Genomic DNA, 20995 nt, shown 5'->3' on the forward strand with positions numbered 1-20995 from the left:
CTGCAGATCCGATGTTTGGATTTCTCACCGGTGCCGAAAAGCACCGGTCCTTTCTTTTCGCGGCGCCGCCTGATGCAAATCGCGGGCCAAGGCCACGTTGCCGCCATAATCCCAGTGGAAGCGAGGATGCGGGTGATGCTGCGGGCCAGCGCTTGCGCTCACTCGAACCGGCATCGCGACAGCGCGTTTCACGCCCAAGTGATGCAGGTCATGGTTGGCTAATTGTTAACATTGCCAGCCCTAGAGTGCGGGCGTAATCGCCCGTTGAGAGCGAACTGAGCGAGATCGAATACCGCTAAAATGTCTGGAACGTCCATGAGAACCAGCCGCCGTTTCTTCCTTTCCGGAGCCTCCGCGCTCGCCGCCGCTCTTGTGGCGAACAGCGCCAGCGCTCAGGACGTCATCGGGGATATCCTGAAATCCTCGGGCCGCGGCAATTGGGACGACCAGTTCGACGCCCGCGCCAGCGAAGGTGGCAAGGTGGCCTCGACGCTGCCGATCTTCAGCCTGCAGACGGTTGCTTTCACCGAGCAGGCGGTGGCGCAATATCAGAACATCGTCGCCCAGGGTGGCTGGGGCGAGGTTCCCGCGACCAAGAAGCTGCAGCTCGGCGTCGACGACCCGGATGTGGTGCCGCTGCGCAAGCGCCTGATGATGTCGGGCGACCTGGCGCAGAGCGCCGGCATCTCGACCGCCTTCGATTCCTATGTCGATGCCGCGGTCAAGCGTTTCCAGGCGCGCCATGGCCTACCCGCCGACGGTTCGATGGGCAAATACACCTATACGGCGATGAACGTCTCGGCACAGATCCGGCTTGGTCAGTTGCAGACCAATCTGCAGCGTCTGCGTGAAAAGGCCGGCACGCTCGGCAACCGTTACGTGCTGGTCGACATCCCGGCGGCCCAGGTCGAGGCAGTCGAAAACGACCGCGTCGTGCTTCGCCACACCGCAGTCGTCGGCAAGATCGATCGCCAGACGCCGATCGTCAATTCCAAGATCAACGAGATCATCGTCAATCCCTACTGGAACGCTCCGGTCTCGATCGTGCGCAAGGACATCATTCCGCTGATGCGCAAGGACCCGAACTATCTCAAGGACAGCCATATTCGCCTGTTCGCGCCGGATGGCAGCGAGGTCGATCCGATGACGGTCGACTGGTCGACCGACGATGCCGAGAAGTACCGCTTCCGCCAGGATCCGGGCGCCGGCAATGCCATGGCGTCGGTGAAGATCAATTTCCCGAGCCCGGACGGCGTCTATATGCACGACACGCCGCAGCAGAGCTTGTTCGGCAAGCTGATGCGCTTCGATTCCTCTGGCTGCGTGCGCGTCCAGAACGTGCGCGACCTCGTCACCTGGATCTTGCGCGACACGCCCGGCTGGGACCGCCAGCATTTCGAGGGTACGATCAAGACCGGCGAGAACACACCGGTGCAGGTCGTCAACCCGGTGCCGGTCCACTTCCTCTATCTGTCGGCCTGGTCGACGGGGCCTGGCGTTGTGCAATTCCGCGACGACATCTACGGCCTCGACGGCAACGACGAGCTTCAGATCACGTCTTCGCTGTAAATAGCTGATATCTCTTTCGAAAAGGCCGCCGAAAGGGCGGCCTTTTTGCTTTCCGCTACAGGCTGACGGCCTTCGCCGGAGACCCTGACTGGACGGCGCAGTTTCCATTGCGCATGGTCCGCCAACACCCGGAATCGCACCATGCAAGTCGCTGTCTTTATCCTGGTCGTGCTCGGATTCGTCGCTATCTCCGGCGCGCTGGTCCGTCTGGTGCGGGTGCCGCTGCCGGTGCTGCAGATCGCAATCGGTGCCGCACTTGCCTGGCCGGCTCGCGGCTTCCATGTCGAGATCGATCCCGAACTGTTCCTTCTGATTTTCATCCCGCCATTGCTGTTCAGCGACGCCGCCACCGCGCCGAAGCGTGAATTGCTGGCACTGCGCGGCCCGATCCTCGACCTTGCCATCGGTCTCGTCTTCTTCACCATCGTCGGCTTCGGCTACGCCTTGCACTGGCTGGTGCCGAGCATCCCGCTCGTCGTCGCCTTCGCGCTTGCAGCGGTGCTGTCTCCGACCGACGCGGTGGCAGTGTCCTCGATCGTCGACAGGAACGTGGTGCCGGCGCGGCTGATGCACATCCTCGAAGGCGAGTCGCTGCTCAACGACGCGTCGGGCCTGGTCATGTTCCGCTTCGCCGTGGCGGCAGCGATGACCGGCAGCTTTTCCCTGGGCGCCGCGTCGCTGGGCTTCCTCTATGCCGTGGTGGCCGGCATCGTCGCCGGCGTGGTGGCCTTGATTGTCGCCGCCAAGACTTTGCAGCTGTTGAACCGCATCGGCGGCGTGCCGGCCGAGGCGCAAGTGCTGGTGATGATTCTGATCCCCTTCATCGCCTATCTCGGCGCCGAGCATGCCGGCGCTTCCGGCATCCTGGCTGCTGTCACCGCCGGTGTGCTCACCAGTGGCTCCGGCATATTCCGCTATCTTGGCGTCTCGGCGCGCATGCAGACCATGTCGCTGTGGACGACGCTGTCCTTCGTCTTCAACGGCGCGCTGTTCATCCTGCTCGGCCTGCAGCTTCCCGATATCATCCGCAAGGTACCGCCCGAGCTTTCGAGCCGGCACTGGCTGATCGAGCCGGTCGCCACGGTGCTGATCCTCACCCTGTGCCTGATCGGTCTACGCTTCCTTTGGATCTGGGTCGGCGACATAGCGCAGCGCCTTGCCGCGCGGTTTGGCAAGCGCAAGGCCGAACCGTTCGGCCTGCGCGTGCGGCTTGCCGGCTCGGTGGCCGGCGTGCGCGGCGCCATCACTTTGGCCGGCATCCTGTCGCTGCCTTTAACCATGCCTGACGGCTCGCCGTTTCCGGCGCGCGACATCGTCATCTTCCTCGCCGCCGGCGTCATCATCTGCTCACTCACCATCGCCAGCCTTGCCTTGCCGAAGATCGCGCGTGGGCTCGTCGAACCGGGCGAGGATCCGGGTGCCGCCGAGGAGCGCCGGGCACGCGTCGGCGCGGCCAATGCGGCCATCGCCCGCATCGAGATTATCGCCAATGACGCAAGCGAAGGGGAGGCGGCCGATGCCCGCCTTGCCGTCGCCGACAGCATCGTCGCCGGGTACCGTCGCCGCATCGCCGCCTCCGACGAGGCCGATGAAGCCCGTGCCGAGGCTCGCGAAGCCGGGCGGCTGGAGCTCGAGCTCCGCTTCGCCGCCATCGAGGCCGAGCGCACCGCAGTGCGCGCCATGTTGCGCAGCGGCGATATCAATGACCATACGGCGCAGGCGCTGTTTGCCGAGATCACGCTGACCGAGGCCCTGCTGAAAGGCCGGAAGGAGCGGAAATAGTCGTCGCGCAACCTCACTGGCGCAATTCGGCCAGCAAATTTCGCGTCGCAAACGTGGCGAGGCGAAAACAACTGTGTTAATGCCGCGGCGAACCTTCCAGACCTTCGGACCCTAGGGGATTTCAGGCCATGGCTACAGCAACGGCAGTGTCGAACAAATTCGAATCCTTCTTCGAAACCACGCTGGAAGATGCCGATCCGGAGATTTTCGGCGCCATCCGCAACGAACTCGGCCGCCAGCGCCATGAGATCGAGCTGATCGCGTCGGAAAACATCGTCTCGCGCGCCGTGCTCGAGGCGCAAGGGTCGATCATGACCAACAAATACGCCGAGGGCTATCCGGGCAAGCGCTACTATGGCGGCTGCCAGTTCGTCGATGTGGCTGAGGAGCTCGCCATCGAGCGCGCCAAAAAACTGTTCGGCTGCAACTTCGCCAACGTCCAGCCGAACTCCGGCAGCCAGATGAACCAGGCGGTGTTCCTGGCGCTGCTGCAGCCCGGCGACACTTTCATGGGCCTCGACCTGAACTCCGGCGGCCATCTCACCCACGGCTCGCCGGTCAACATGAGCGGCAAGTGGTTCAAGGTCGTCTCCTATGGCGTGCGCAAGGAGGACCACCTGCTCGACATGGACGCGATCGAGAAGACCGCGCATGAGACCAAGCCGAAGCTGATTCTGGCCGGCGGCACCGCCTATTCGCGCGTCTGGGACTGGAAGCGCTTCCGCGAGATCGCCGATGCGGTCGGCGCCTATCTGATGGTCGACATGGCCCACATCGCCGGCCTCGTCGCCGGCGGCGTCCACCCGTCGCCGCTGCCGCATGCCCATGTCGTCACGACGACGACGCACAAGTCGCTACGCGGCCCGCGTGGCGGCATGATCCTGTGCAATGACGAAGACATCGCCAAGAAGATGAACTCGGCCGTCTTCCCGGGCCTGCAGGGCGGCCCGCTGATGCATGTCATCGCCGCCAAGGCAGTGGCCTTCGGCGAGGCGCTGAAGCCGAGCTTCAAACTCTATGCCGAGAGCGTCGCCGCCAATGCCAAGGCGCTGGCTTCCAGCCTCAAGGAAACCGGCCTCGACATCGTCTCCGGCGGCACCGACAACCATCTGATGCTGGTCGATCTGCGTCCGAAGAACGCGACCGGCAAGCGCGCCGAGGCAGCCCTCGGCCGCGCCAACATCACCTGCAACAAGAACGGCATCCCCTTCGATCCGGAAAAGCCCTTCGTCACCTCGGGCGTGCGGCTCGGCACCCCTGCCGGCACCACGCGCGGCTTCGGCCAGGCCGAGTTCCGTGAGATCGGCAAGCTGATCGCCGAGGTGCTGGACGGGCTCAAAGTGGCGAATTCCGACGAGGGCAATGCGGCCGTCGAGGCAGCGGTCAAGGCCAAGGTCGTGGCACTGACCGATCGCTTCCCGCTCTATCCCTATCTCGGTTGACCTGACGCCCGGCCTCATCCCTTATTGGCGATGACGAGAAGCGCCGCTCCAGCTGGAGCGGCGTTGCGGACAGGAGCCTTGATGATGCGATTTCTTCGACTTGCCGGCCCTGGCGTGCTGGCCATGCTGCAATTGGCCGGCGTCGCCTCGGCGCAGACCACGACCACCCAACCTGCGCCGCCCCAGGCCACGGCACCCCAGCCCGCGGCACCAGAAGCCACCACACCCAAGACGGAAACCTTCGGCAAATGGTCGACGATCGTCGACGAGGTCAAAACCGGCGAGGATGTGCGCAAGACCTGCGCCGCCTCGACCGCCTTCCTCGATGCGAACGGCACCAGCGGCACGCTGACGCTCGCCATCTCCAACGGCGACGTGCTGCCGCCCAACGGCTACCCGAGCCTTATCATTGCGCTGAGGAACAAGGATTTGCCGACCGGCGAGAACATCCCTGCGGTGTTTGGCGACGACAAAGGCAAGGTCAAGGTGACCGTCAGTGCCGATATTGGCGACCAGTGGATGGTGAACAACAAGGCCGAGACCACGCTGGCGGTCCTGCGCGCCATGCGCCGCGCCGGTGCGCTCGACGTCGCTTTCGCCAACGCGCCGGTCGCGACCATCTCGATGGACGGCTTCACCAAGGCCTATCGCAGCCTCGGCGCATCCTGCGGCTTCCCGACCACCGACGTCGCGCCCTGACGCGGCGGAGCCGCGCCATGGACATTCTCTGGAAGGGCATGGTCGGCGGCCTGGTCACCGCACTGATCGTCTGGGCCTCGAAGCGCGGCAACATCTTGCCCGGCATCCTGCCCTTGGCGCCGACCTTTGCGGTGATCGCGCTCCTGGCCGTCGGCGCCAAGGGCAATCCGACCGGTTTTCGCGAAGCCTGCCTTGCCGGCTTCAAGACGATCCCGGCCTATCGCCTTCCTCGGCGCCTGCTGGCGGTTCATCGACCGCGTAGACTACCGGCTCGCGGTTCTAGGCGGCATCGCGGTGTGGCTGGTCGCGGCGCTGGCAATCTTCCTCGCGCCTCGCTATCTCTGAGGCACGGAAGGCCGTCCGTGCTTTGCCATTGCGGCAAAAACCTCTAAGCCTTCCGTCCCACGAGAATCGCTAACCGAAGGCTCTCCATGCGCTGTCCCTACTGCCAGTCCGAAGATACGCAGGTGAAGGATTCGCGCCCCGCCGAGGATGGCGCGGCGATCCGCAGGCGGCGCGTCTGCCCCGATTGCGGCGGCCGTTTCACCACTTTCGAGCGTGTGCAGCTGCGTGACCTCGTCGTGGTCAAGAAGTCCGGCCGCAAGGTACCGTTCGACCGCGACAAGCTGCTGCGCTCGGTCGAGATCGCCGTGCGCAAGCGCAATGTCGACCCCGAACGCATCGACCGCGCCGTCACCGGCATCGTGCGCCAGCTCGAAAGCTCGGGCGAGACGGAGGTGGCTTCGGGCGAGGTCGGGCGGCTGGTCATGGAGGCGCTGAAGTCGCTCGATGACGTCGCCTATGTGCGCTTCGCCTCGGTCTATCGCAATTTCCGCGAGGCCAAGGATTTTCATGAGGTGCTGGGCGAGCTCAAGGGCGACGAGCTGAAGAGCGAAGAGGACGCTGGCTGAGCATGGCAAGCCCGAAGCTCAGCCAGGCCGAACAGCAGGTCCTCGATCGCCGCTTCATGGCGGCGGCGCTCAGGCTTTCGCGCAAGAATGCCGGGCGCACCTCGACCAATCCCTCCGTCGGCACGCTGATCGTGCGCGACGACGGCGCAGGGCCGATGATCGTCGGCACCGGCGTCACCGCGGTCGGCGGGCGTCCGCATGCCGAGACCGAGGCATTGGCCGAGGCCGGCGAACTGGCCTGCGGCGCCACGGCCTATGTCACTCTGGAGCCTTGCGCACACCATGGCCGAACGCCGCCCTGCGCCAACGCGCTGGTCAATGCCAGCGTTGCGCGCGTGGTTGGTGCGGCGAGCGATCCCGATCCGCGCGTTTCCGGCCAGGGTTACGCGATCCTGCGTGCCGCAGGTATCGAGGTGGTCGAAAAAGTGATGGCGGCCGAGGCCTCGGAGCAGATGGCCGGCTATCTGATTCGGTCTCTCAAAAAACGCCCGGAAGTGATTTTGAAACTTGCGCTTTCCAGCGATAGCAAGATCGGCGTGGAAGGCGAGGGCCAGGTCGCGATCACCGGCGAGATCGCGCGCCGTGAAGTCTATCTGATGCGGGCCGAGGCCGACGGCATCCTGGTCGGCATCGGCACCGCGCTGGAGGACGATCCGGCGCTGACCGTGCGTTTGCCGGGGCTGGAGAACCGCTCGCCGGCACGCATCGTGCTCGATCGCCAGATCAGGCTGCCGGAAGCCTCGAAACTGGTTTCCGGTGTCGACCGGGTCCCACTCTATGTCGCCGCTTGCCTGGAGGCCGACCCGCACAGGCGTGCCGCGCTCGAACGCGCCGGCGTCCGCTTCATCGGCACCGAGACCCATGAGGGCGGCGTTGCCTTGCCCGAGCTTCTGGAAGACCTGGCGGCGCTCGGCATGGCCAGCGTTTTGGTCGAGGGCGGCGCCAAGGTGGCTCGCGCCTTCCTTGCCGAAGGACTGGTCGACCGCATCGTGCTGTTCCACGGATCTGAGACGATCGGCGAGGGCGGCATTGCATCGCCCATCGACGCCAACCATATCCCGGCAGGATTTCGCAAACTGCGCGACATGCAGTTCGGCGAGGACAGCTACCTGGAGTGGGTGAGGGACATCTGATGTTCACCGGAATTGTCACCGATGTCGGTACCGTCGCTGCCGTCAAGCCGCTCAGGGAAGGTGTCGGCCTGCGCATCGACACCGCCTACGATCCCGAGACCATCGCTATCGGTGCTTCGATCTCCTGCGGCGGCGTCTGTCTGACGGTGACGGCACTGCCCGACGGTGGCTCGAACGCGCGCTGGTTCGAGGTCGAAGCCTGGGAAGAAGCATTGCGGTTGACGACAGCCGCTGGCTGGAAATCCGGCACCAGGATCAATCTCGAACGGGCGTTGAAGATCGGCGACGAGCTCGGCGGCCACATCGTCTCCGGCCATGTCGACGGCACGGCTGAGATCGTGGCGCGCAAGGACGAGGGCGATGCGGTGCGCTTCACGCTCGAAGCGCCGCGCGAAGTGGCAAGGTTCATCGCGCCGAAGGGTTCCGTCGCCCTCGACGGCACCTCGCTCACCGTCAACAAGGTCGAAGGCACCCGCTTCGACGTGCTGTTGATCCACCATTCGCTGACCGTCACCACCTGGGGCGAGCGCCAGGTAGGCGACCGCGTGAACCTCGAGATCGACACCATGGCCCGCTACGCGGCACGCCTGGTGGAGGCGGCGAAAGAGGGACTTTGAGCCACCCTCGGAAATTAGACCGGGCCTGAACGTCCGACAAAGCTTGCGAATGCGGCCGCTTCGGCCTAAGTCACCGGCGATCCCCGGAGACATTTATGGCTGGCACATCCCAACACGGCAAAGCGTTCATCCGCCCGAAGAAGAAGGCCCACCTTCTCGTCATCGAGGCGCGGTTCCATGACGAGCTTGCCGACGCGCTGCTCGAAGGCGCGACAAGCGCGCTGGACGAAGCCGGCGCGACCTATGATGTCGTCACCGTTCCAGGCTCGCTGGAGATTCCGGCCGTGATCACCTTCGCCCTCGACGGTGCTGCCGGCGGCGGGACCGGCTATGACGGTTTTGTCGCGCTTGGCACCATCATTCGTGGCGATACCTATCATTTCGACATCGTCGCCAATGAATCCAGCCGTGCGCTGATGGACATGTCGGTCCAGGATTCGGTCTGCATCGGCAACGGCATCCTGACCACCGAGAACGACGCGCAGGCCTGGACCCGCGCCAAACGTTCGGAAGGCGACAAGGGCGGCTTTGCCGCGCGCGCGGCGCTTACTATGATCGCTCTCAAAGAGCAGCTGGGAGCGCAATCGTGAGCGAACCCGCTTCGCCCGGCCAGCCCGCGATACGCCACGCCAACAAGCGTGGCGCCGCCCGTCTTGCCGCCGTGCAGGCGCTCTACCAGATGGACGTGGCCGGCAGCGGCATCTTCGAGATCACGGCGGAGTATGAGGCGTTCAGGCTCGGCAAGGAAGTCGACGGCGCGCTCTATCGCGAAGCCGACGCGCAGTGGTTCCGCGCCATCCTCACCGGCGTCGTCGAGAACCAGAAGACCATCGATCCGATCATCCGCCAGGCGCTGACCGACGACTGGCCACTGTCGAGGCTGGATTCGACGCTGCGCGCCATTCTGCGCGCCGGCGTCTATGAATTGATGAAGCGCGACGACGTGCCGGTCGCCGTCATCGTTTCGGAATATGTCGACATCGCCAAGGCCTTCTACGAGGAAGACGAGCCAAAGCTCACCAACGCCGTGCTCGATCGCGTGTCACGCCGGGTGCGCGGCGAGGGGCGCGGCAAGGACGCTTCATGACGGCCGCGACTGTCGTCGCCGAGGCCGGCAGGGAAGCACGCCGCACGGCATTCATCCTTGCCGCCGCGCAGGCGATCATCGGTTCGGCCGCCCCCATCGCCATTTCCGTGGGCGGGCTGGCCGGCCAATACCTACTGGCCGCCGACAAGTCGCTGGCGACGGCGCCGATCACCGGCTTCAATGTCGGTGTAGCGCTCGGCGCACTGCCGGCTGCCGCCATCATTCGTAGCCTCGGCCAGCGCGTTGGTTTCATGACCGGCACCATCGTCACCGCACTCGGCGGGCTGGTCGCTACGCTGGCGCTCTTCCATCCGAACTTCTGGCTGTTCGCTTTCGGCCTCTTGGTGCTCGGGATCGGCGGCGCGTTCGTCCAGCAGTTCCGCTTCGCCGCCGCCGACAATGCGCCGCCCGAGTTCAAGGCGCGCGCCATTTCCTTCGTGCTGGCGGGGGGCGTCGTCACCGCAATACTCGGGCCGCAGATCGTCATCTTCACCCGCGAATTGTTCGCGCCGGTGATGTTTGCCGGCTCCTTCGCCTCCATCCTTGTGCTGGCCGCTGTCGGCGCCATTATCCTCTCGTTCCTGCGCATCCCGTCTCGGGCTGCCGGCAAGACCGAGATCGCCGACAGCGATGCGCGGCCGCTCTCCGAGATTGTCACCCGGCCGCGTTTCGTCGCGGCGCTCTTCTGCGCCGTCGGCAGCTACGCGCTGATGAGTTTCGTAATGACCGGCGCGCCGCTCGCCATGGTTGGCTGCGGCCTGTCGACCGACGATGCGATGCTCGGCATTTCCTGGCATGTCATGGCGATGTTCGCGCCGAGTTTCTTCACCGGTTCGCTGATCCACCGCTTCGGCGCCGAACGCATCGTCACTGCTGGCCTGATCCTGCTCGTCGCTTGCGCCGTGGTGGCTCTGTCGGGTCTGGCGCTATGGCAGTTCTGGACGGCGCTGATCCTGCTCGGCCTCGGCTGGAATTTCGGCTTCATCGGCGCCACAGCCATGGTCGCCGACAGCTACCGGCCATCGGAAAAGGGCAAGGTACAGGGCTTTCACGACTTCGTCCTGTTCGGCTCCGTCGCCTTCGCCTCGCTGATGTCGGGCGCCGTCTACAACGCCTGGGGCTGGGAGATGCTGAACTGGATCGTCTTCCCGGTTACCGCGCTCTGCTTCGTGGCGCTGGGCGCACTGAAGATGACGGGCTTGCGCCCGGCCACCTGACACGACCTTGTCTGGATGGGCGGCGCCGGATTGGGCCAGCCCGCACAAAATTATTGCGTGCATCCCATTTGTTATGAAACCGTGTGCCCCGACGGGGCGTTGAAGCCATGCTCATATGCGGCAACCGTAATTCGGTTCACAGCAAGGGATTCCCATCATGTTTTCAATCAAGCTTCTGGCCGGCGCCGCGCTTGCGCTCGGTATTTCCGCGGCGTCGGCAAATGCCCAGGTGGTCGTCTCCTCGAAGATCGACACCGAGGGCGGCGTGCTCGGCAACATCATCCAGCTGGTGCTGAACGCCAACAACATCAAGACCACCGACCGCATTCAACTTGGCGGTACGCCGGTGGTGCGCAAGGCGATCATCGCTGGTGAGATCGACATCTATCCGGAATATACCGGCAACGCCGCCTTCTTCTTCGAGAAGGCTGATGATCCGGTGTGGAAGGATGCCGCCAAGGCTTACGAGACTGCCAAGAAGCTTGACTACGACGCCAACAAGATCGTCTGGCTGTCGCCGTCGCCGGCAAACAACACCTGGGCGATCGCGCTGCGCAAGGAGGTCGCCGACGAAAACAAGCTGGCGACGCTCTCCGACTTCGGCAAATACGTTGCCGGCGGCGGCAAGGTGGTGCTCGCGGCCTCAGCCGAGTTCGTCAATTCGGCGGCGGCCCTGCCGGCCTTCCAGACCACCTACGGCTTCACGCTGAAACCCGACCAGCTGATCACTCTGTCAGGCGGCGACACTGCCGCGACCATTGCTGCGGCCGCCAACCAGACCAATGGCGCCAACGCCGCCATGGTCTACGGTACGGATGGCGGCATCGCGCCGTCCGGTCTTGTCGTGCTCGACGACGACAAGCGGGTGCAGCCGGTCTACCAGCCGGCGCCGATCATCCGCGAGGCAGTGCTGAAGGAACATCCCGAGATCGAGACGCTGCTAAAGCCGGTCATCGCCAAGCTCGACCTCGTCACTCTGCAGGAATTGAACGGTCGCGTGCAGGTCGGCGGCGAGCCGGTCAAGGGCGTCGCCGAGGACTTTTTGAAGAAGAACAGCTTCCTCAAGTGAGGCGATTGCGGCGCGCCCAATCGGCGGCGCGCCGCATCGACTGATGGGAGAGGGCGTGCGCATCCGCTTCGACAAGCTCGGCGTGGTCATCGCCGCGATAGCAGCCTATGCGGCGTTCCTTGCCCCGTTCGCCACCTTCCGCGCCAACCGCATCGTGCCCGGCGAGGCGCGCTCGATCCTGGAAGCGCTGCCGACAACGGCGGGTCCGATACTACTGGCAATCCTCGTCGCCGGCGCGCTCATTGCCTTGCTGAAAACACCGCTCGTGCTGCGTCTCGGCGCCAGCGTGGTGGCGCTCGCGGCGCTCGCCATCCTGATCGGAGTCGCCGGCAGCTTCCTGACGCCGGTGGGCAACACCTTCGCCCGCGTTTCGCCGGCCTCCGGTTTCTGGCTGTTGATCTTCGCCTTCACGCTTCTGCTTGCCGACGTGCTGACAAGGCTGAACCCGTCGCCCTGGGCGCGGGTCGGCGTGCTCGTCGTCGCGGCTGTTGCCATCGGCCTGCTGTTGATATCAGGGCAATGGAACAGCCTGTCGATCCTCAAGGAATACGCCAACCGCGCCGACAGCTTTTGGGCCGAAGGCTCCAAACACATCACGCTCGCACTCGGCTCGCTGGCCGTGGCGGCGGTCGTCGGCCTGCCGCTCGGCATTCTTTGCCACCGCGTCGAGAAGCTGCGGGCAGGGGTGCTCAATGTGCTCAACATCATCCAGACCATCCCCTCGATCGCGCTGTTCGGCCTGCTGATCGCGCCGCTCGGCTGGGTCGCCACCCATGTGCCGGGCGCGGCCGAACTCGGCATTCGCGGCATCGGCACCGCCCCCGCCTTTGTCGCGCTGTTCCTCTATTCGCTGCTGCCGGTGGTCGCCAACACCGTGGTCGGCCTTGCCGGTGTGCCGCGTGCCGCCAACGATGCCGCGCGCGGCATGGGCATGACCGACCGCCAGCGCCTGTTCGGCGTCGAGTTTCCACTGGCCTTTCCGGTCATCCTCACCGGCATCCGCATCGTGCTGGTCCAGAACATCGGCCTTGCCACCATCGCCGCGCTGATCGGCGGCGGCGGTTTTGGCGTGTTCGTGTTCCAGGGTGTCGGCCAGACGGCGATGGATCTGGTGCTGCTTGGCGCCGTGCCAACGGTGGCATTGGCCTTTGTCGCGGCCATCATCCTCGACGCAGTGATCGAAATGACCGCCACCAAGCGCAGGGTTGAAACGGCATGATCGAGATCGAAGGCATTACCAAGCGCTATGAGGAAACGACTGTCGTCGACGACGTCTCGATGGTGATCGAGCCGCGCACGCTTTGCGTCATCGTCGGCACGTCGGGCTCCGGCAAGACGACGCTGTTACGCATGATCAACCGGCTGGTTGAGCCGACCGCCGGCGTCATCAGGCTCGACGGCAACGACAACCGTTCGCTGCCCGGTTACGAACTGCGCCGCAGCATCGGCTATGCCATCCAGGGCCACGGCCTGTTTCCGCACCGCACCGTGGCGCAGAACATCGCGACCGTGCCGGTGTTGCTCGGCTGGGACAAGGCACGCATCAAGGCGCGCGTCGACGAGTTGATGACGCTCTACCAGCTTGATCCCGATGCTTACGGGCCGCGCTATCCGCACGAACTCTCCGGCGGCCAGCAGCAGCGCGTCGGCGTTGCCCGCGCGCTCGCCGCCGAGCCCAACGTGCTGCTGATGGACGAGCCGTTCGGCGCGCTCGACCCGATCATCCGCAACAAGGCGCAGGAGGATCTGCTGGCGATCCAGAAGCGTTTCGGCACCACCATCATCCTCGTCACCCATGACATGGAAGAGGCCGTGCATATGGGTGACAAGATCGCCGTCATGGATGCCGGCAAGCTGGTGCAATACGCAAAGCCCGCCGAGATCCTGGCGAAACCGGCCAGCGCCTTCGTCGAGACTCTGGTCGGCGCCAGCGAAAAACCGTTCCGGTTGCTGTCGCTCGGCCGCGTGCGCGACGCGGTGGAGAAGGGGACCGCCGAAGGCGAAGCGATCCCCGGTGACGCCAGCCAGCGCGACGCGCTAGCTGAGCTGCTCTGGTCCGGCCGCCCGGCGCTGCCGGTGAAGGGCGAAGACGGCAAGCCGCTCGGCCGCGTCACTGTGGACGGGCTGGTCAAGCGCGCGGCGAGGCCGGCATGAAAGCCTGGCTGCCCTCGCTGCTCAGGCTTTTGCTGGTGGTGCTGCTCGTCGCCTTCGTCACCAATCCCGGCTGGTTCGAGCCGCTCCTAAAGCCGCTGACTGAGAACGGCGCGCCGGCGATCTACAATCAGGGCAGCCTGCTGACGTTGACGCTCCTGCATCTGAGGACCGTGCTGATCGCCACGGTGGCAGCAACCCTGGTCGCCGTGGCGCTCGCCATCCTTGTCACAAGGCCGGCCGGCGCCGAGTTCCTGCCGCTGTCGCGCAGCTTGGTCAATATCGGCCAGACCTTTCCGCCGGTGGCGGTGCTGGCGCTGGCCGTGCCTGCCGTCGGCTTCGGCGAGAAGCCGACGCTGATCGCGCTGTTTCTCTATGGCCTTTTGCCGATCTTCGAGAACGCGCTGACTGGTCTCACGACGCTGCCTGCCAACGTCATTGAAGCAGCGCGCGGCGCCGGCATGACCGGCTGGCAAAGGCTCACCAAGGTCGAGCTGCCGCTGAGTGCCCCGATCATCCTCGGCGGCATAAGGCTTTCCGTGGTCATCAGCCTCGCCACCGCGACCATCGGCTCGACCGTGGCGGCGAAGACGCTGGGCGAGGTGATCATTGCCGGCCTGCTGTCGAACAACCTCGCCTTCGTCCTGCAAGGCGGCCTGATCGTCGCGGCCCTTGCGGTACTGATCTATGACGGGCTGTCGGCCATCGAGCGCTATACGGCACGCCGCATGGGGCGGGAAACGGAGTAGCGCCGCCCGAGATGACGGTTCGGCGTCGTACCGATAGTGATCTCAGCCGACCTTGTTCCGCTACGTCATTTCAATCGATCTAAAAGGAAGGCGGAGCAGGAAGCTGCGTCGCCGTCTGCGCCTTTTGGCCGAAAGCCGGGCAAAAACCGAACAATATCTTGACGTTCCGAGCCCTGTTTCGCATACACCGCTGCGAAGGGACGGAATCCGCCTGGCGGAATGCCGCTCCCCGTCTCAACGGCCCAGGGAGGGGTTCTTTTGGGCCATCAATCGAGGAAAATCCGGCAATGACCATCATTTCCGCCGTCATCGCCTGCGGCCTGCTTTCAGTCCTTTACGCAATCTGGGCGACCCGATCGGTCCTCGCGTCCGATCAGGGCAATGCACGCATGCAGGAAATCTCCGCGGCCATCCGCGAAGGTGCGCAGGCCTATCTGGCGCGCCAGTACACCACCATCGCCGTCGTCGGCGTCGTCGTCCTGCTGCTTGCATGGTGGCTGCTGTCGATCACCGCCGCGATCGGCTTCCTGATCGGTGCCGTGCTTTCCGGCGCCGCCGGCTTCATCGGCATGCACGTCTCGGTGCGCGCCAATGTGCGCACCGCGCAGGCGGCCTCCAACAGCCTCGCCGCCGGTCTCGACATCGCCTTCAAATCGGGCGCCATCACCGGCATGCTGGTCGCGGGCCTGGCGCTGCTCGGCGTCTCGATCTACTACCTCATCCTGACCCATTTCATGGGCCTTCAGCCCAATGACCGCATCGTCATCGACTCGCTGGTTTCGCTCGGCTTCGGCGCCTCGCTGATCTCGATCTTCGCCCGTCTCGGCGGCGGCATCTTCACCAAGGGCGCAGACGTCGGCGGCGATCTCGTCGGCAAGGTCGAAGCCGGTATCCCCGAAGACGATCCGCGCAACCCGGCCACTATCGCCGACAATGTCGGCGACAATGTCGGCGACTGCGCCGGCATGGCCGCCGACCTGTTCGAGACCTATGCGGTGACCGTCGTTGCCACCATGGTTCTCGCCGCCATCTTCTTCGGCGGCACTCCCGTTCTCGGCGCCGCCATGCTCTATCCGCTGGCCATCTGCGGCGCCTGCATCCTGACCTCGATCGTCGGCACCTTCTTCGTCAAGCTCGGCTCCAACGGCTCGATCATGGGCGCCCTCTACAAGGGCCTGATCGTCACTGGTCTGCTGTCGATCGTCGGCCTCGGCGTCGCCACTTCGGCAACCCTCGGCTGGGGCGAGATCGGCACCGTTGCCGGCATGGCTATCACCGGCAAGAACCTGTTCATCTGCGGCCTGATCGGGCTTCTGGTGACCGGCCTCATTGTAGTGATCACCGAATACTACACCGGCACCAACAAGCGCCCGGTCAACTCCATCGCCCAGGCTTCGGTGACCGGCCATGGTACCAACGTCATCCAGGGCCTCGCGGTATCGCTGGAATCGACAGCACTTCCGGCGATCGTCATCGTCGGCGGCATCATCTCCACCTACCAGCTCGCCGGCCTCTTCGGCACGGCGATCGCGGTCACCACCATGCTCGGCATTGCCGGAATGATCGTCGCGCTCGACGCCTTTGGCCCGGTCACCGACAATGCCGGCGGCATTGCCGAAATGGCTGGCCTGCCCAAGGAGGTGCGCCACTCGACCGACGCCCTCGACGCAGTCGGCAACACCACCAAGGCGGTGACCAAGGGCTACGCCATCGGTTCGGCCGGCCTTGGCGCGCTTGTGCTGTTTGCGGCCTACTCGAACGACCTGAAGTTCTTTGCCGCCAATGGCGACAAATATCCTTACTTCCAGGGCATGGGCGAAATCTCCTTCGATCTCTCCAACCCTTACGTCGTCGCCGGCCTGATCTTCGGCGGCCTGATCCCGTATCTGTTCGGCGGCATCGCCATGACGGCCGTCGGCCGCGCGGCGGGCGCCATCGTCGAGGAGGTGCGCAAGCAGTTCCGCGAGGACCCGGGCATCATGGCCGGAACGTCGAAGCCGAACTATGCGCGCGCGGTCGACCTGCTGACCAAGGCGGCGATTCGGGAAATGATCATCCCCTCGCTGCTGCCGGTGCTGGCGCCGCTCGTCGTCTATTTCGGCGTGCTGCTGATCTCGGGTTCGAAGGCGTCGGCCTTTGCAGCGCTCGGCGCCTCGCTGCTCGGCGTCATCGTCAACGGCCTGTTTGTCGCCATCTCGATGACCTCGGGCGGCGGCGCCTGGGACAACGCGAAAAAATCGTTCGAGGACGGTTTTGTCGACAAGGACGGCGTCAAGCACCTCAAGGGCTCCGAGGCGCACAAGGCCTCGGTCACCGGCGACACCGTCGGCGATCCCTACAAGGACACCGCCGGCCCGGCGGTCAACCCGGCGATCAAGATCACCAACATCGTTGCGCTCCTGCTGCTGGCCGTGCTCGCGCACGGCTGAGCACGGAGCCATCGCTCTAAACAAAACCCGCGGGAGCGATCCCGCGGGTTTTTTCTTGCGACGATCAGATGCTTCGTCAAAACAAAAGCCCGCAGGATCGCTCCTACGGGCTTTTGGTCGCCTGAGATGTTGCTGCTTCAGAGAAGCAAAAAGGGAAAAGAAGGGTGCCGGAAAGGAATCAGCCTCAGGGCGTGCCGCCGCCGGGAATGCCGGGCGCCAGCTTGCTGGCGCCGTTGATGATCTGGCTGAGGAAATTCTGGTCCTTGCCGCCTGTCGGCGTGGTGCGCGAGATGAAGTCGAACATCCTGCCGTCCTTCAGGCCGTAATTGGCGATCTGGGTGACGCGCCCGTCGGCGCCGAAATAGACAGCCAGCACTTTCTGGTCGACGAGACGCGGCTTGTCGAAGGCGACGTAACGCTTGCGTGTCTGCGAGATGTAGTAGAAGGCCTCGTTGTCGAAGGTGGCCGTCGTCGACGGTGTGCCGAGCGCCAGCAGCACCTGTTCGCGGCTGGAACCGACCGGCACCGAGTCGATCGCCTGCTGGTCGATCACATAACCTTGCGTCAGCGTCTCGCTGGGATTGAGATCACCGACCATCTTGGACGAATTGCAGGCGGAAAGCGCTGCAGCCGCCACCAGCAGCGAGACCATACCGGCGGACCTGGGCAGAGAAGACGACTTGAATTTCAGCGCGCGCAACAACAACTCCATTAGCTGGCCGCAACTTGCGCTGGGCGGCAAAACCGGTAAACCAGCTTGCCTGCCGATGCAACAAGGCCAATTCAAACAAACGGTCCCCAGGAGACCACCCTCAATGTTCCAGCGCCTTTTTGGCCGCGAACGCCACGCCAACCGCGCCATCACCGAGGCGCTCTACGCACAAATCGTGGCAGCGGCGCGGCAAACCATATTTTATTCCGACTGGAATGTGCCGGACACGCCGCTCGGCCGTTTCGAGATGTTGTCGCTGCACATGTTCCTGTTCCAGCACCGGCTGCGCGGCGAGAGCGGTGCCGCGACCGAGCTCGCGCAGGTGCTGATCGACGAGTTCTTCCTCGATGTCGAGCACTCGCTTAGGGAACTGGGCATAGGCGATGTCGGCGTGCCCAAGCGCATGAAGAAGCTGGCAAAAATGTTCTACGGCCGCACGGCCGCCTATGACGATGCGCTGGAGCGTGACGACCGCGAGGCGCTGGCTAGCGCGCTCGCCCGCAATGTCAGGCCCGATGCCGGCGCCTGGCAGCAGGCGCCGCTGCTGGCAGCCTATGTCGCGGATGCTTCCAGGCAGCTCGCGGCGCAGCCGGCCGAATCGATCGCTTCCGGCACGGTGGTGTTTCCCGTGGCCAGGGCAGCTTGAAGGAGGGGAAGATGAAAGATGCCGATCCCCAAGGCCCGGTGTCCTTTGTGGCCAACGTCGGCCGCCTGCCGCAAAAGGGGTTGCCTGTGGTGATCGATGCCGACGAACGGCAGCGCGCCGCACTCGCCACTGAGCACGAACTGCTTTCGGTCGAACGCTACCGCGCCGAGCTTCTGGTGGCGCCGTGGAAGCGCAATGGCGTCAAGGTCAGCGGCCGTGTCGAGGCAGACTTGACCCAGGCCTGCATCGTCACCCTCGACCCGGTCGCGGCACATATCGACGAGCCGGTCGAGGCGCTCTTCCTGCCGGAGCAGTCCAAGCTCGGGCGGCAGGGTTTCGAAGGCGGCGGCGAGATCGTGCTGGATGCCGATGGGCCCGACAGCCCGGAAACTTTTTCCGGCGACACGATCGACGTCGGCGCGCTTGCCGAGCAGTTTTTCGGCCTGGCGATCGATCCTTATCCGCGCAAGGCGGGAGCATCGGTGGAAGTCGCCGACGATGCCAAGCCCGCTGAAAGCGAATTCCAGCAAAAGCTGCGGTCGCTGCTTGGAAAATCCTGAAAGCGGAGCCGATATTGGAAAAGTCGGTTGTGCGGCAGCCCAAAACCGCTATTTTCGCCGAACCTTCGCGAGCCCCCCGTACCTTGGCAAGCCCCTCAGTCGCAGGCCAGGCAAACCGTGAGATGAATACCGCGTGATCAGGATTTCCATCGATGCCATGGGCGGCGATCACGGACCGAGCGTGGTCATCCCGGCGCTCATGACCGTCGCCATCCGCCGTCCCGACATCCGCTTCATCATTTATGGACGCGAGGAAGCGGTTCGCCCCGAGCTTTCCAAGTTCCCCAAGCTGGCCGAGATCAGCGAATTCGTCCATTGCGAGATTGCGGTCAGGATGGACGACAAGCCCAGCCAGGCGCTGCGCCACGGCCGCTGGAAGTCGTCCATGTGGAAGGCGGTCGAGGCGGTCAAATCGGGCACCGCGCAGGCCTGCATCTCGGCCGGCAACACTGGCGCGCTGATGGCGATGTCGAAATTCTGCCTGCGTACCATGGCGACCATCGATCGCCCGGCGATCGCGGCCCTTTGGCCGAATACGCGCGGCGAAAGCGTGGTGCTGGACGTCGGCGCCACAATCGGCGCCGATGCGCACCAGCTCATCGATTTCGCCATTCTGGGCACCGGCATGGCGCGCTCGGTTTTCGGCATCGAACGGCCTACCGTCGGCCTGCTCAATGTCGGCGTTGAGGAGATCAAGGGCCAGGAAGAGGTCAAGGAGGCCGGCCGCATGCTGCGCGAGGCCAACATGGCCTCGATGAACTATCGCGGCTTCGTCGAGGGCGATGACATCGGCAAGGGCACGGTCGACGTGGTCGTCACCGAGGGCTTCGCCGGCAACATTGCGCTCAAGACGGCGGAAGGCACCGCCAGGCAGATCGGCGGCTATCTGCGCGCCGCCATGAGCCGCACGCTGATGGCCAGGATCGGCTATGTCTTCGCCAAGGGCGCTTTTGACCGGCTGCGCGAAAAGATGGATGTTGGCCGTTCCAATGGCGGCGTCTTCCTGGGCCTCAACGGCATCGTGGTGAAAAGCCATGGCGGCGCCGATTCGGACGGCTTTGCGGCGGCGATCGAGCTCGGCTACGACATGGTGCGCAACAATCTGCTTGACCGCATCGAGGCCGATCTCGATCTGTTCCATGCGCGCAATCCGCATGCCCAGGCAAACAGGAAATCCGACGTCGTCGTCGACGCAAAGGAATAGGAAAGAGCTTTGATCAGATCAGTCGTGCGCGGCTCGGGCGCCGCGCTGCCCCGCCGCATCATGAAGAATGCCGATTTCGAAGGCATGGTCGAGACCTCCGACGAGTGGATCGTCCAGCGCACCGGCATCCGGCAGCGCCATGTCGCGGCCGACGACGAGACGACGGCCTCACTTGGCGAGGCGGCGGCGCGCGCAGCCCTCGACAGCGCCGGGCTGACGCCGGCCGACATCGACCTCATCGTGCTGGCCACCTCGACGCCCAACAACACCTTTCCGGCCACCGCCGTCGAGATCCAGAACCGGCTCGGCATGCATCACGGCTTTGCCTTCGATATGCAGGCCGTGTGCTCCGGTTTCGTCTATGCGGTGGCGACCGCCGACCTCTACATCCGCGGCGGCCTGGCAAAGCGCGTCCTGGTGATCGGCTCGGAGACCTTCTCGCGCATCCTCGACTGGAGCGACCGCTCGACCTGCGTGCTCTTCGGTGACGGCGCCGGCGCGCTGGTCCTCGAAGCGGGCGAGGGGGCTGGCGGCGTCGCCGACCGCGGCGTGCTGGCGGCCAGCCTGCGTTCCGACGGCGTCCACAAGGACAAGCTTTTCGTCGACGGCGGCCCCTCGACCACCGGGACGGTCGGGCATCTCAGGATGGAAGGCCGCGAAGTGTTCAAGCACGCCGTCGGCATGATCACCGATGTCATCGAGGCGACCTTCGCGCAGGCCGGCATCACCGCCGACGATCTCGACTGGTTCGTGCCGCATCAGGCCAATAAACGGATTATTGACGCTTCCGCCAAGAAGCTTGGGATTGCCGAGCAAAAGGTGGTGGTAACGGTCGATTTGCACGGTAACACCTCGGCTGCCTCCGTACCGCTGGCGCTCTCGGTGGCCGTCGCCGACGGCCGCATCAAGAAGGGTGACCTGGTGCTGCTCGAGGCGATGGGTGGGGGCTTCACCTGGGGCGCGGTTTTGGTTCGCTGGTAAGTGCCGAACGTACGGGTTCGGTCCTTGACCTTGCCGG

Annotated in this window: 21 protein-coding genes; 20 read left to right on the forward strand and 1 reads right to left on the reverse strand. The window is 64.7% G+C overall.

The genetic code is table 11. The annotated features are described in order from the left end of the window. The first annotated feature begins 315 nt into the window (after positions 1 to 315). The 16 genes from D3227_RS19250 (at position 316) to D3227_RS19325 (ending at position 16855) form a co-directional block, all read left to right on the forward strand. On the forward strand, positions 316 to 1569 hold the full coding sequence (locus tag D3227_RS19250) for a L,D-transpeptidase family protein (RefSeq protein WP_120015891.1): 1254 nt from the start codon (positions 316 to 318) through the stop codon (positions 1567 to 1569). A gap of 141 nt (positions 1570 to 1710) precedes the next feature. Continuing rightward, complete coding sequence (locus D3227_RS19255; RefSeq protein WP_120015892.1) at positions 1711 to 3351, forward strand: Na+/H+ antiporter; 1641 nt, start codon at positions 1711 to 1713, stop codon at positions 3349 to 3351. 128 nt (positions 3352 to 3479) lie between these two features. Continuing rightward, positions 3480 to 4793: a serine hydroxymethyltransferase gene (gene glyA, locus D3227_RS19260; RefSeq protein WP_120015893.1), complete on the forward strand. Its 1314-nt coding sequence runs from the start codon at positions 3480 to 3482 to the stop codon at positions 4791 to 4793. 84 nt (positions 4794 to 4877) lie between these two features. Continuing rightward, a complete protein-coding gene (locus D3227_RS19265) occupies positions 4878 to 5492 on the forward strand; it encodes an invasion associated locus B family protein (protein WP_120015935.1) in 615 nt (204 codons plus the stop codon). Between the two features lie 17 nt (positions 5493 to 5509). Next, positions 5510 to 5884, forward strand: coding sequence for a hypothetical protein (locus D3227_RS19270; RefSeq protein ID WP_245451795.1), 375 nt, complete (start codon positions 5510 to 5512; stop codon positions 5882 to 5884). Positions 5885 to 5923: 39 nt separating this feature from the next. Further along, complete coding sequence (nrdR, locus tag D3227_RS19275; RefSeq protein WP_006201907.1) at positions 5924 to 6403, forward strand: transcriptional regulator NrdR; 480 nt, start codon at positions 5924 to 5926, stop codon at positions 6401 to 6403. A 2-nt stretch (positions 6404 to 6405) separates the two neighbouring features. Beyond that, the gene (gene ribD, locus D3227_RS19280) at positions 6406 to 7536 is read left to right on the forward strand and encodes a bifunctional diaminohydroxyphosphoribosylaminopyrimidine deaminase/5-amino-6-(5-phosphoribosylamino)uracil reductase RibD (RefSeq protein ID WP_120015894.1); all 1131 of its coding nucleotides are present in this window, start codon (positions 6406 to 6408) and stop codon (positions 7534 to 7536) included. Next, the gene (locus tag D3227_RS19285) at positions 7536 to 8153 is read left to right on the forward strand and encodes a riboflavin synthase (RefSeq protein WP_120015895.1); all 618 of its coding nucleotides are present in this window, start codon (positions 7536 to 7538) and stop codon (positions 8151 to 8153) included. The genes ribD and D3227_RS19285 overlap by 1 nt, the downstream gene beginning before the upstream one ends. 95 nt (positions 8154 to 8248) lie before the next feature. Further along, positions 8249 to 8743, forward strand: coding sequence for a 6,7-dimethyl-8-ribityllumazine synthase (gene ribH / locus D3227_RS19290; protein ID WP_120015896.1), 495 nt, complete (start codon positions 8249 to 8251; stop codon positions 8741 to 8743). Beyond that, the gene (nusB, locus tag D3227_RS19295; RefSeq protein WP_120015897.1) at positions 8740 to 9240 is read left to right on the forward strand and encodes a transcription antitermination factor NusB; all 501 of its coding nucleotides are present in this window, start codon (positions 8740 to 8742) and stop codon (positions 9238 to 9240) included. The genes ribH and nusB overlap by 4 nt, the downstream gene beginning before the upstream one ends. Further along, complete coding sequence (locus D3227_RS19300) at positions 9237 to 10457, forward strand: MFS transporter (protein WP_120015898.1); 1221 nt, start codon at positions 9237 to 9239, stop codon at positions 10455 to 10457. The genes nusB and D3227_RS19300 overlap by 4 nt, the downstream gene beginning before the upstream one ends. A 157-nt stretch (positions 10458 to 10614) precedes the next feature. Continuing rightward, positions 10615 to 11526: a glycine betaine ABC transporter substrate-binding protein OsmF gene (osmF, locus tag D3227_RS19305; RefSeq protein ID WP_120015899.1), complete on the forward strand. Its 912-nt coding sequence runs from the start codon at positions 10615 to 10617 to the stop codon at positions 11524 to 11526. Positions 11527 to 11569: 43 nt separating this feature from the next. Further along, positions 11570 to 12745, forward strand: coding sequence for an ABC transporter permease (locus tag D3227_RS19310; RefSeq protein WP_208646395.1), 1176 nt, complete (start codon positions 11570 to 11572; stop codon positions 12743 to 12745). Then, positions 12742 to 13680, forward strand: a complete 939-nt coding sequence (locus tag D3227_RS19315) for an ABC transporter ATP-binding protein (protein WP_120015900.1) — start codon at positions 12742 to 12744, stop codon at positions 13678 to 13680. The genes D3227_RS19310 and D3227_RS19315 overlap by 4 nt, the downstream gene beginning before the upstream one ends. Continuing rightward, positions 13677 to 14426 (forward strand): ABC transporter permease, encoded by a 750-nt coding sequence (locus tag D3227_RS19320; protein ID WP_120015901.1) that lies wholly within the window; start codon positions 13677 to 13679, stop codon positions 14424 to 14426. Before D3227_RS19315 ends, D3227_RS19320 begins: the two co-directional genes overlap by 4 nt. A gap of 287 nt (positions 14427 to 14713) precedes the next feature. Next, positions 14714 to 16855: a sodium-translocating pyrophosphatase gene (locus tag D3227_RS19325; protein WP_120015902.1), complete on the forward strand. Its 2142-nt coding sequence runs from the start codon at positions 14714 to 14716 to the stop codon at positions 16853 to 16855. Positions 16856 to 17039: 184 nt separating this feature from the next. Here D3227_RS19325 and D3227_RS19330 read toward each other — a convergent pair whose 3' ends face one another. Next, the gene (locus D3227_RS19330; RefSeq protein WP_120015937.1) at positions 17040 to 17555 is read right to left on the reverse strand and encodes an outer membrane protein assembly factor BamE; all 516 of its coding nucleotides are present in this window, start codon (positions 17553 to 17555) and stop codon (positions 17040 to 17042) included. A 115-nt stretch (positions 17556 to 17670) separates the two neighbouring features. Here D3227_RS19330 and D3227_RS19335 point away from each other — a divergent pair, with 115 nt between their 5' ends. The 4 genes from D3227_RS19335 (at position 17671) to D3227_RS19350 (ending at position 20958) form a co-directional block, all read left to right on the forward strand. Continuing rightward, positions 17671 to 18213: a ubiquinol-cytochrome C chaperone family protein gene (locus tag D3227_RS19335; protein WP_120015903.1), complete on the forward strand. Its 543-nt coding sequence runs from the start codon at positions 17671 to 17673 to the stop codon at positions 18211 to 18213. A gap of 11 nt (positions 18214 to 18224) precedes the next feature. Further along, positions 18225 to 18773 (forward strand): YceD family protein, encoded by a 549-nt coding sequence (locus D3227_RS19340; RefSeq protein WP_120015904.1) that lies wholly within the window; start codon positions 18225 to 18227, stop codon positions 18771 to 18773. 133 nt (positions 18774 to 18906) lie between these two features. Continuing rightward, entirely contained in the window at positions 18907 to 19977 is a 1071-nt protein-coding gene (gene plsX / locus D3227_RS19345; protein ID WP_120015905.1) for a phosphate acyltransferase PlsX, read from the forward strand. Between the two features lie 9 nt (positions 19978 to 19986). Continuing rightward, complete coding sequence (locus D3227_RS19350; RefSeq protein WP_120015906.1) at positions 19987 to 20958, forward strand: beta-ketoacyl-ACP synthase III; 972 nt, start codon at positions 19987 to 19989, stop codon at positions 20956 to 20958. Positions 20959 to 20995: the final 37 nt, after the last annotated feature.

Source organism: Mesorhizobium waimense, assembly GCF_003601975.1.
Taxonomy (GTDB): Bacteria; Pseudomonadota; Alphaproteobacteria; order Rhizobiales; family Rhizobiaceae; genus Mesorhizobium; species Mesorhizobium waimense.

Coding starts and splice junctions, on each gene's coding strand:
- D3227_RS19270 (WP_245451795.1), top strand. CDS start 5,510: ATGGACATTCTCTGGAAGGGCATGGTCGGCGGCCTGGTCACCGCACTG.
- D3227_RS19265 (WP_120015935.1), top strand. CDS start 4,878: ATGCGATTTCTTCGACTTGCCGGCCCTGGCGTGCTGGCCATGCTGCAA.
- ribH (WP_120015896.1), top strand. CDS start 8,249: ATGGCTGGCACATCCCAACACGGCAAAGCGTTCATCCGCCCGAAGAAG.
- osmF (WP_120015899.1), top strand. CDS start 10,615: ATGTTTTCAATCAAGCTTCTGGCCGGCGCCGCGCTTGCGCTCGGTATT.
- D3227_RS19335 (WP_120015903.1), top strand. CDS start 17,671: ATGTTCCAGCGCCTTTTTGGCCGCGAACGCCACGCCAACCGCGCCATC.
- D3227_RS19325 (WP_120015902.1), top strand. CDS start 14,714: ATGACCATCATTTCCGCCGTCATCGCCTGCGGCCTGCTTTCAGTCCTT.
- D3227_RS19320 (WP_120015901.1), top strand. CDS start 13,677: ATGAAAGCCTGGCTGCCCTCGCTGCTCAGGCTTTTGCTGGTGGTGCTG.
- D3227_RS19285 (WP_120015895.1), top strand. CDS start 7,536: ATGTTCACCGGAATTGTCACCGATGTCGGTACCGTCGCTGCCGTCAAG.
- D3227_RS19250 (WP_120015891.1), top strand. CDS start 316: ATGAGAACCAGCCGCCGTTTCTTCCTTTCCGGAGCCTCCGCGCTCGCC.
- ribD (WP_120015894.1), top strand. CDS start 6,406: ATGGCAAGCCCGAAGCTCAGCCAGGCCGAACAGCAGGTCCTCGATCGC.
- D3227_RS19255 (WP_120015892.1), top strand. CDS start 1,711: ATGCAAGTCGCTGTCTTTATCCTGGTCGTGCTCGGATTCGTCGCTATC.
- D3227_RS19310 (WP_208646395.1), top strand. CDS start 11,570: ATGGGAGAGGGCGTGCGCATCCGCTTCGACAAGCTCGGCGTGGTCATC.
- D3227_RS19300 (WP_120015898.1), top strand. CDS start 9,237: ATGACGGCCGCGACTGTCGTCGCCGAGGCCGGCAGGGAAGCACGCCGC.
- glyA (WP_120015893.1), top strand. CDS start 3,480: ATGGCTACAGCAACGGCAGTGTCGAACAAATTCGAATCCTTCTTCGAA.
- D3227_RS19340 (WP_120015904.1), top strand. CDS start 18,225: ATGAAAGATGCCGATCCCCAAGGCCCGGTGTCCTTTGTGGCCAACGTC.
- nrdR (WP_006201907.1), top strand. CDS start 5,924: ATGCGCTGTCCCTACTGCCAGTCCGAAGATACGCAGGTGAAGGATTCG.
- D3227_RS19315 (WP_120015900.1), top strand. CDS start 12,742: ATGATCGAGATCGAAGGCATTACCAAGCGCTATGAGGAAACGACTGTC.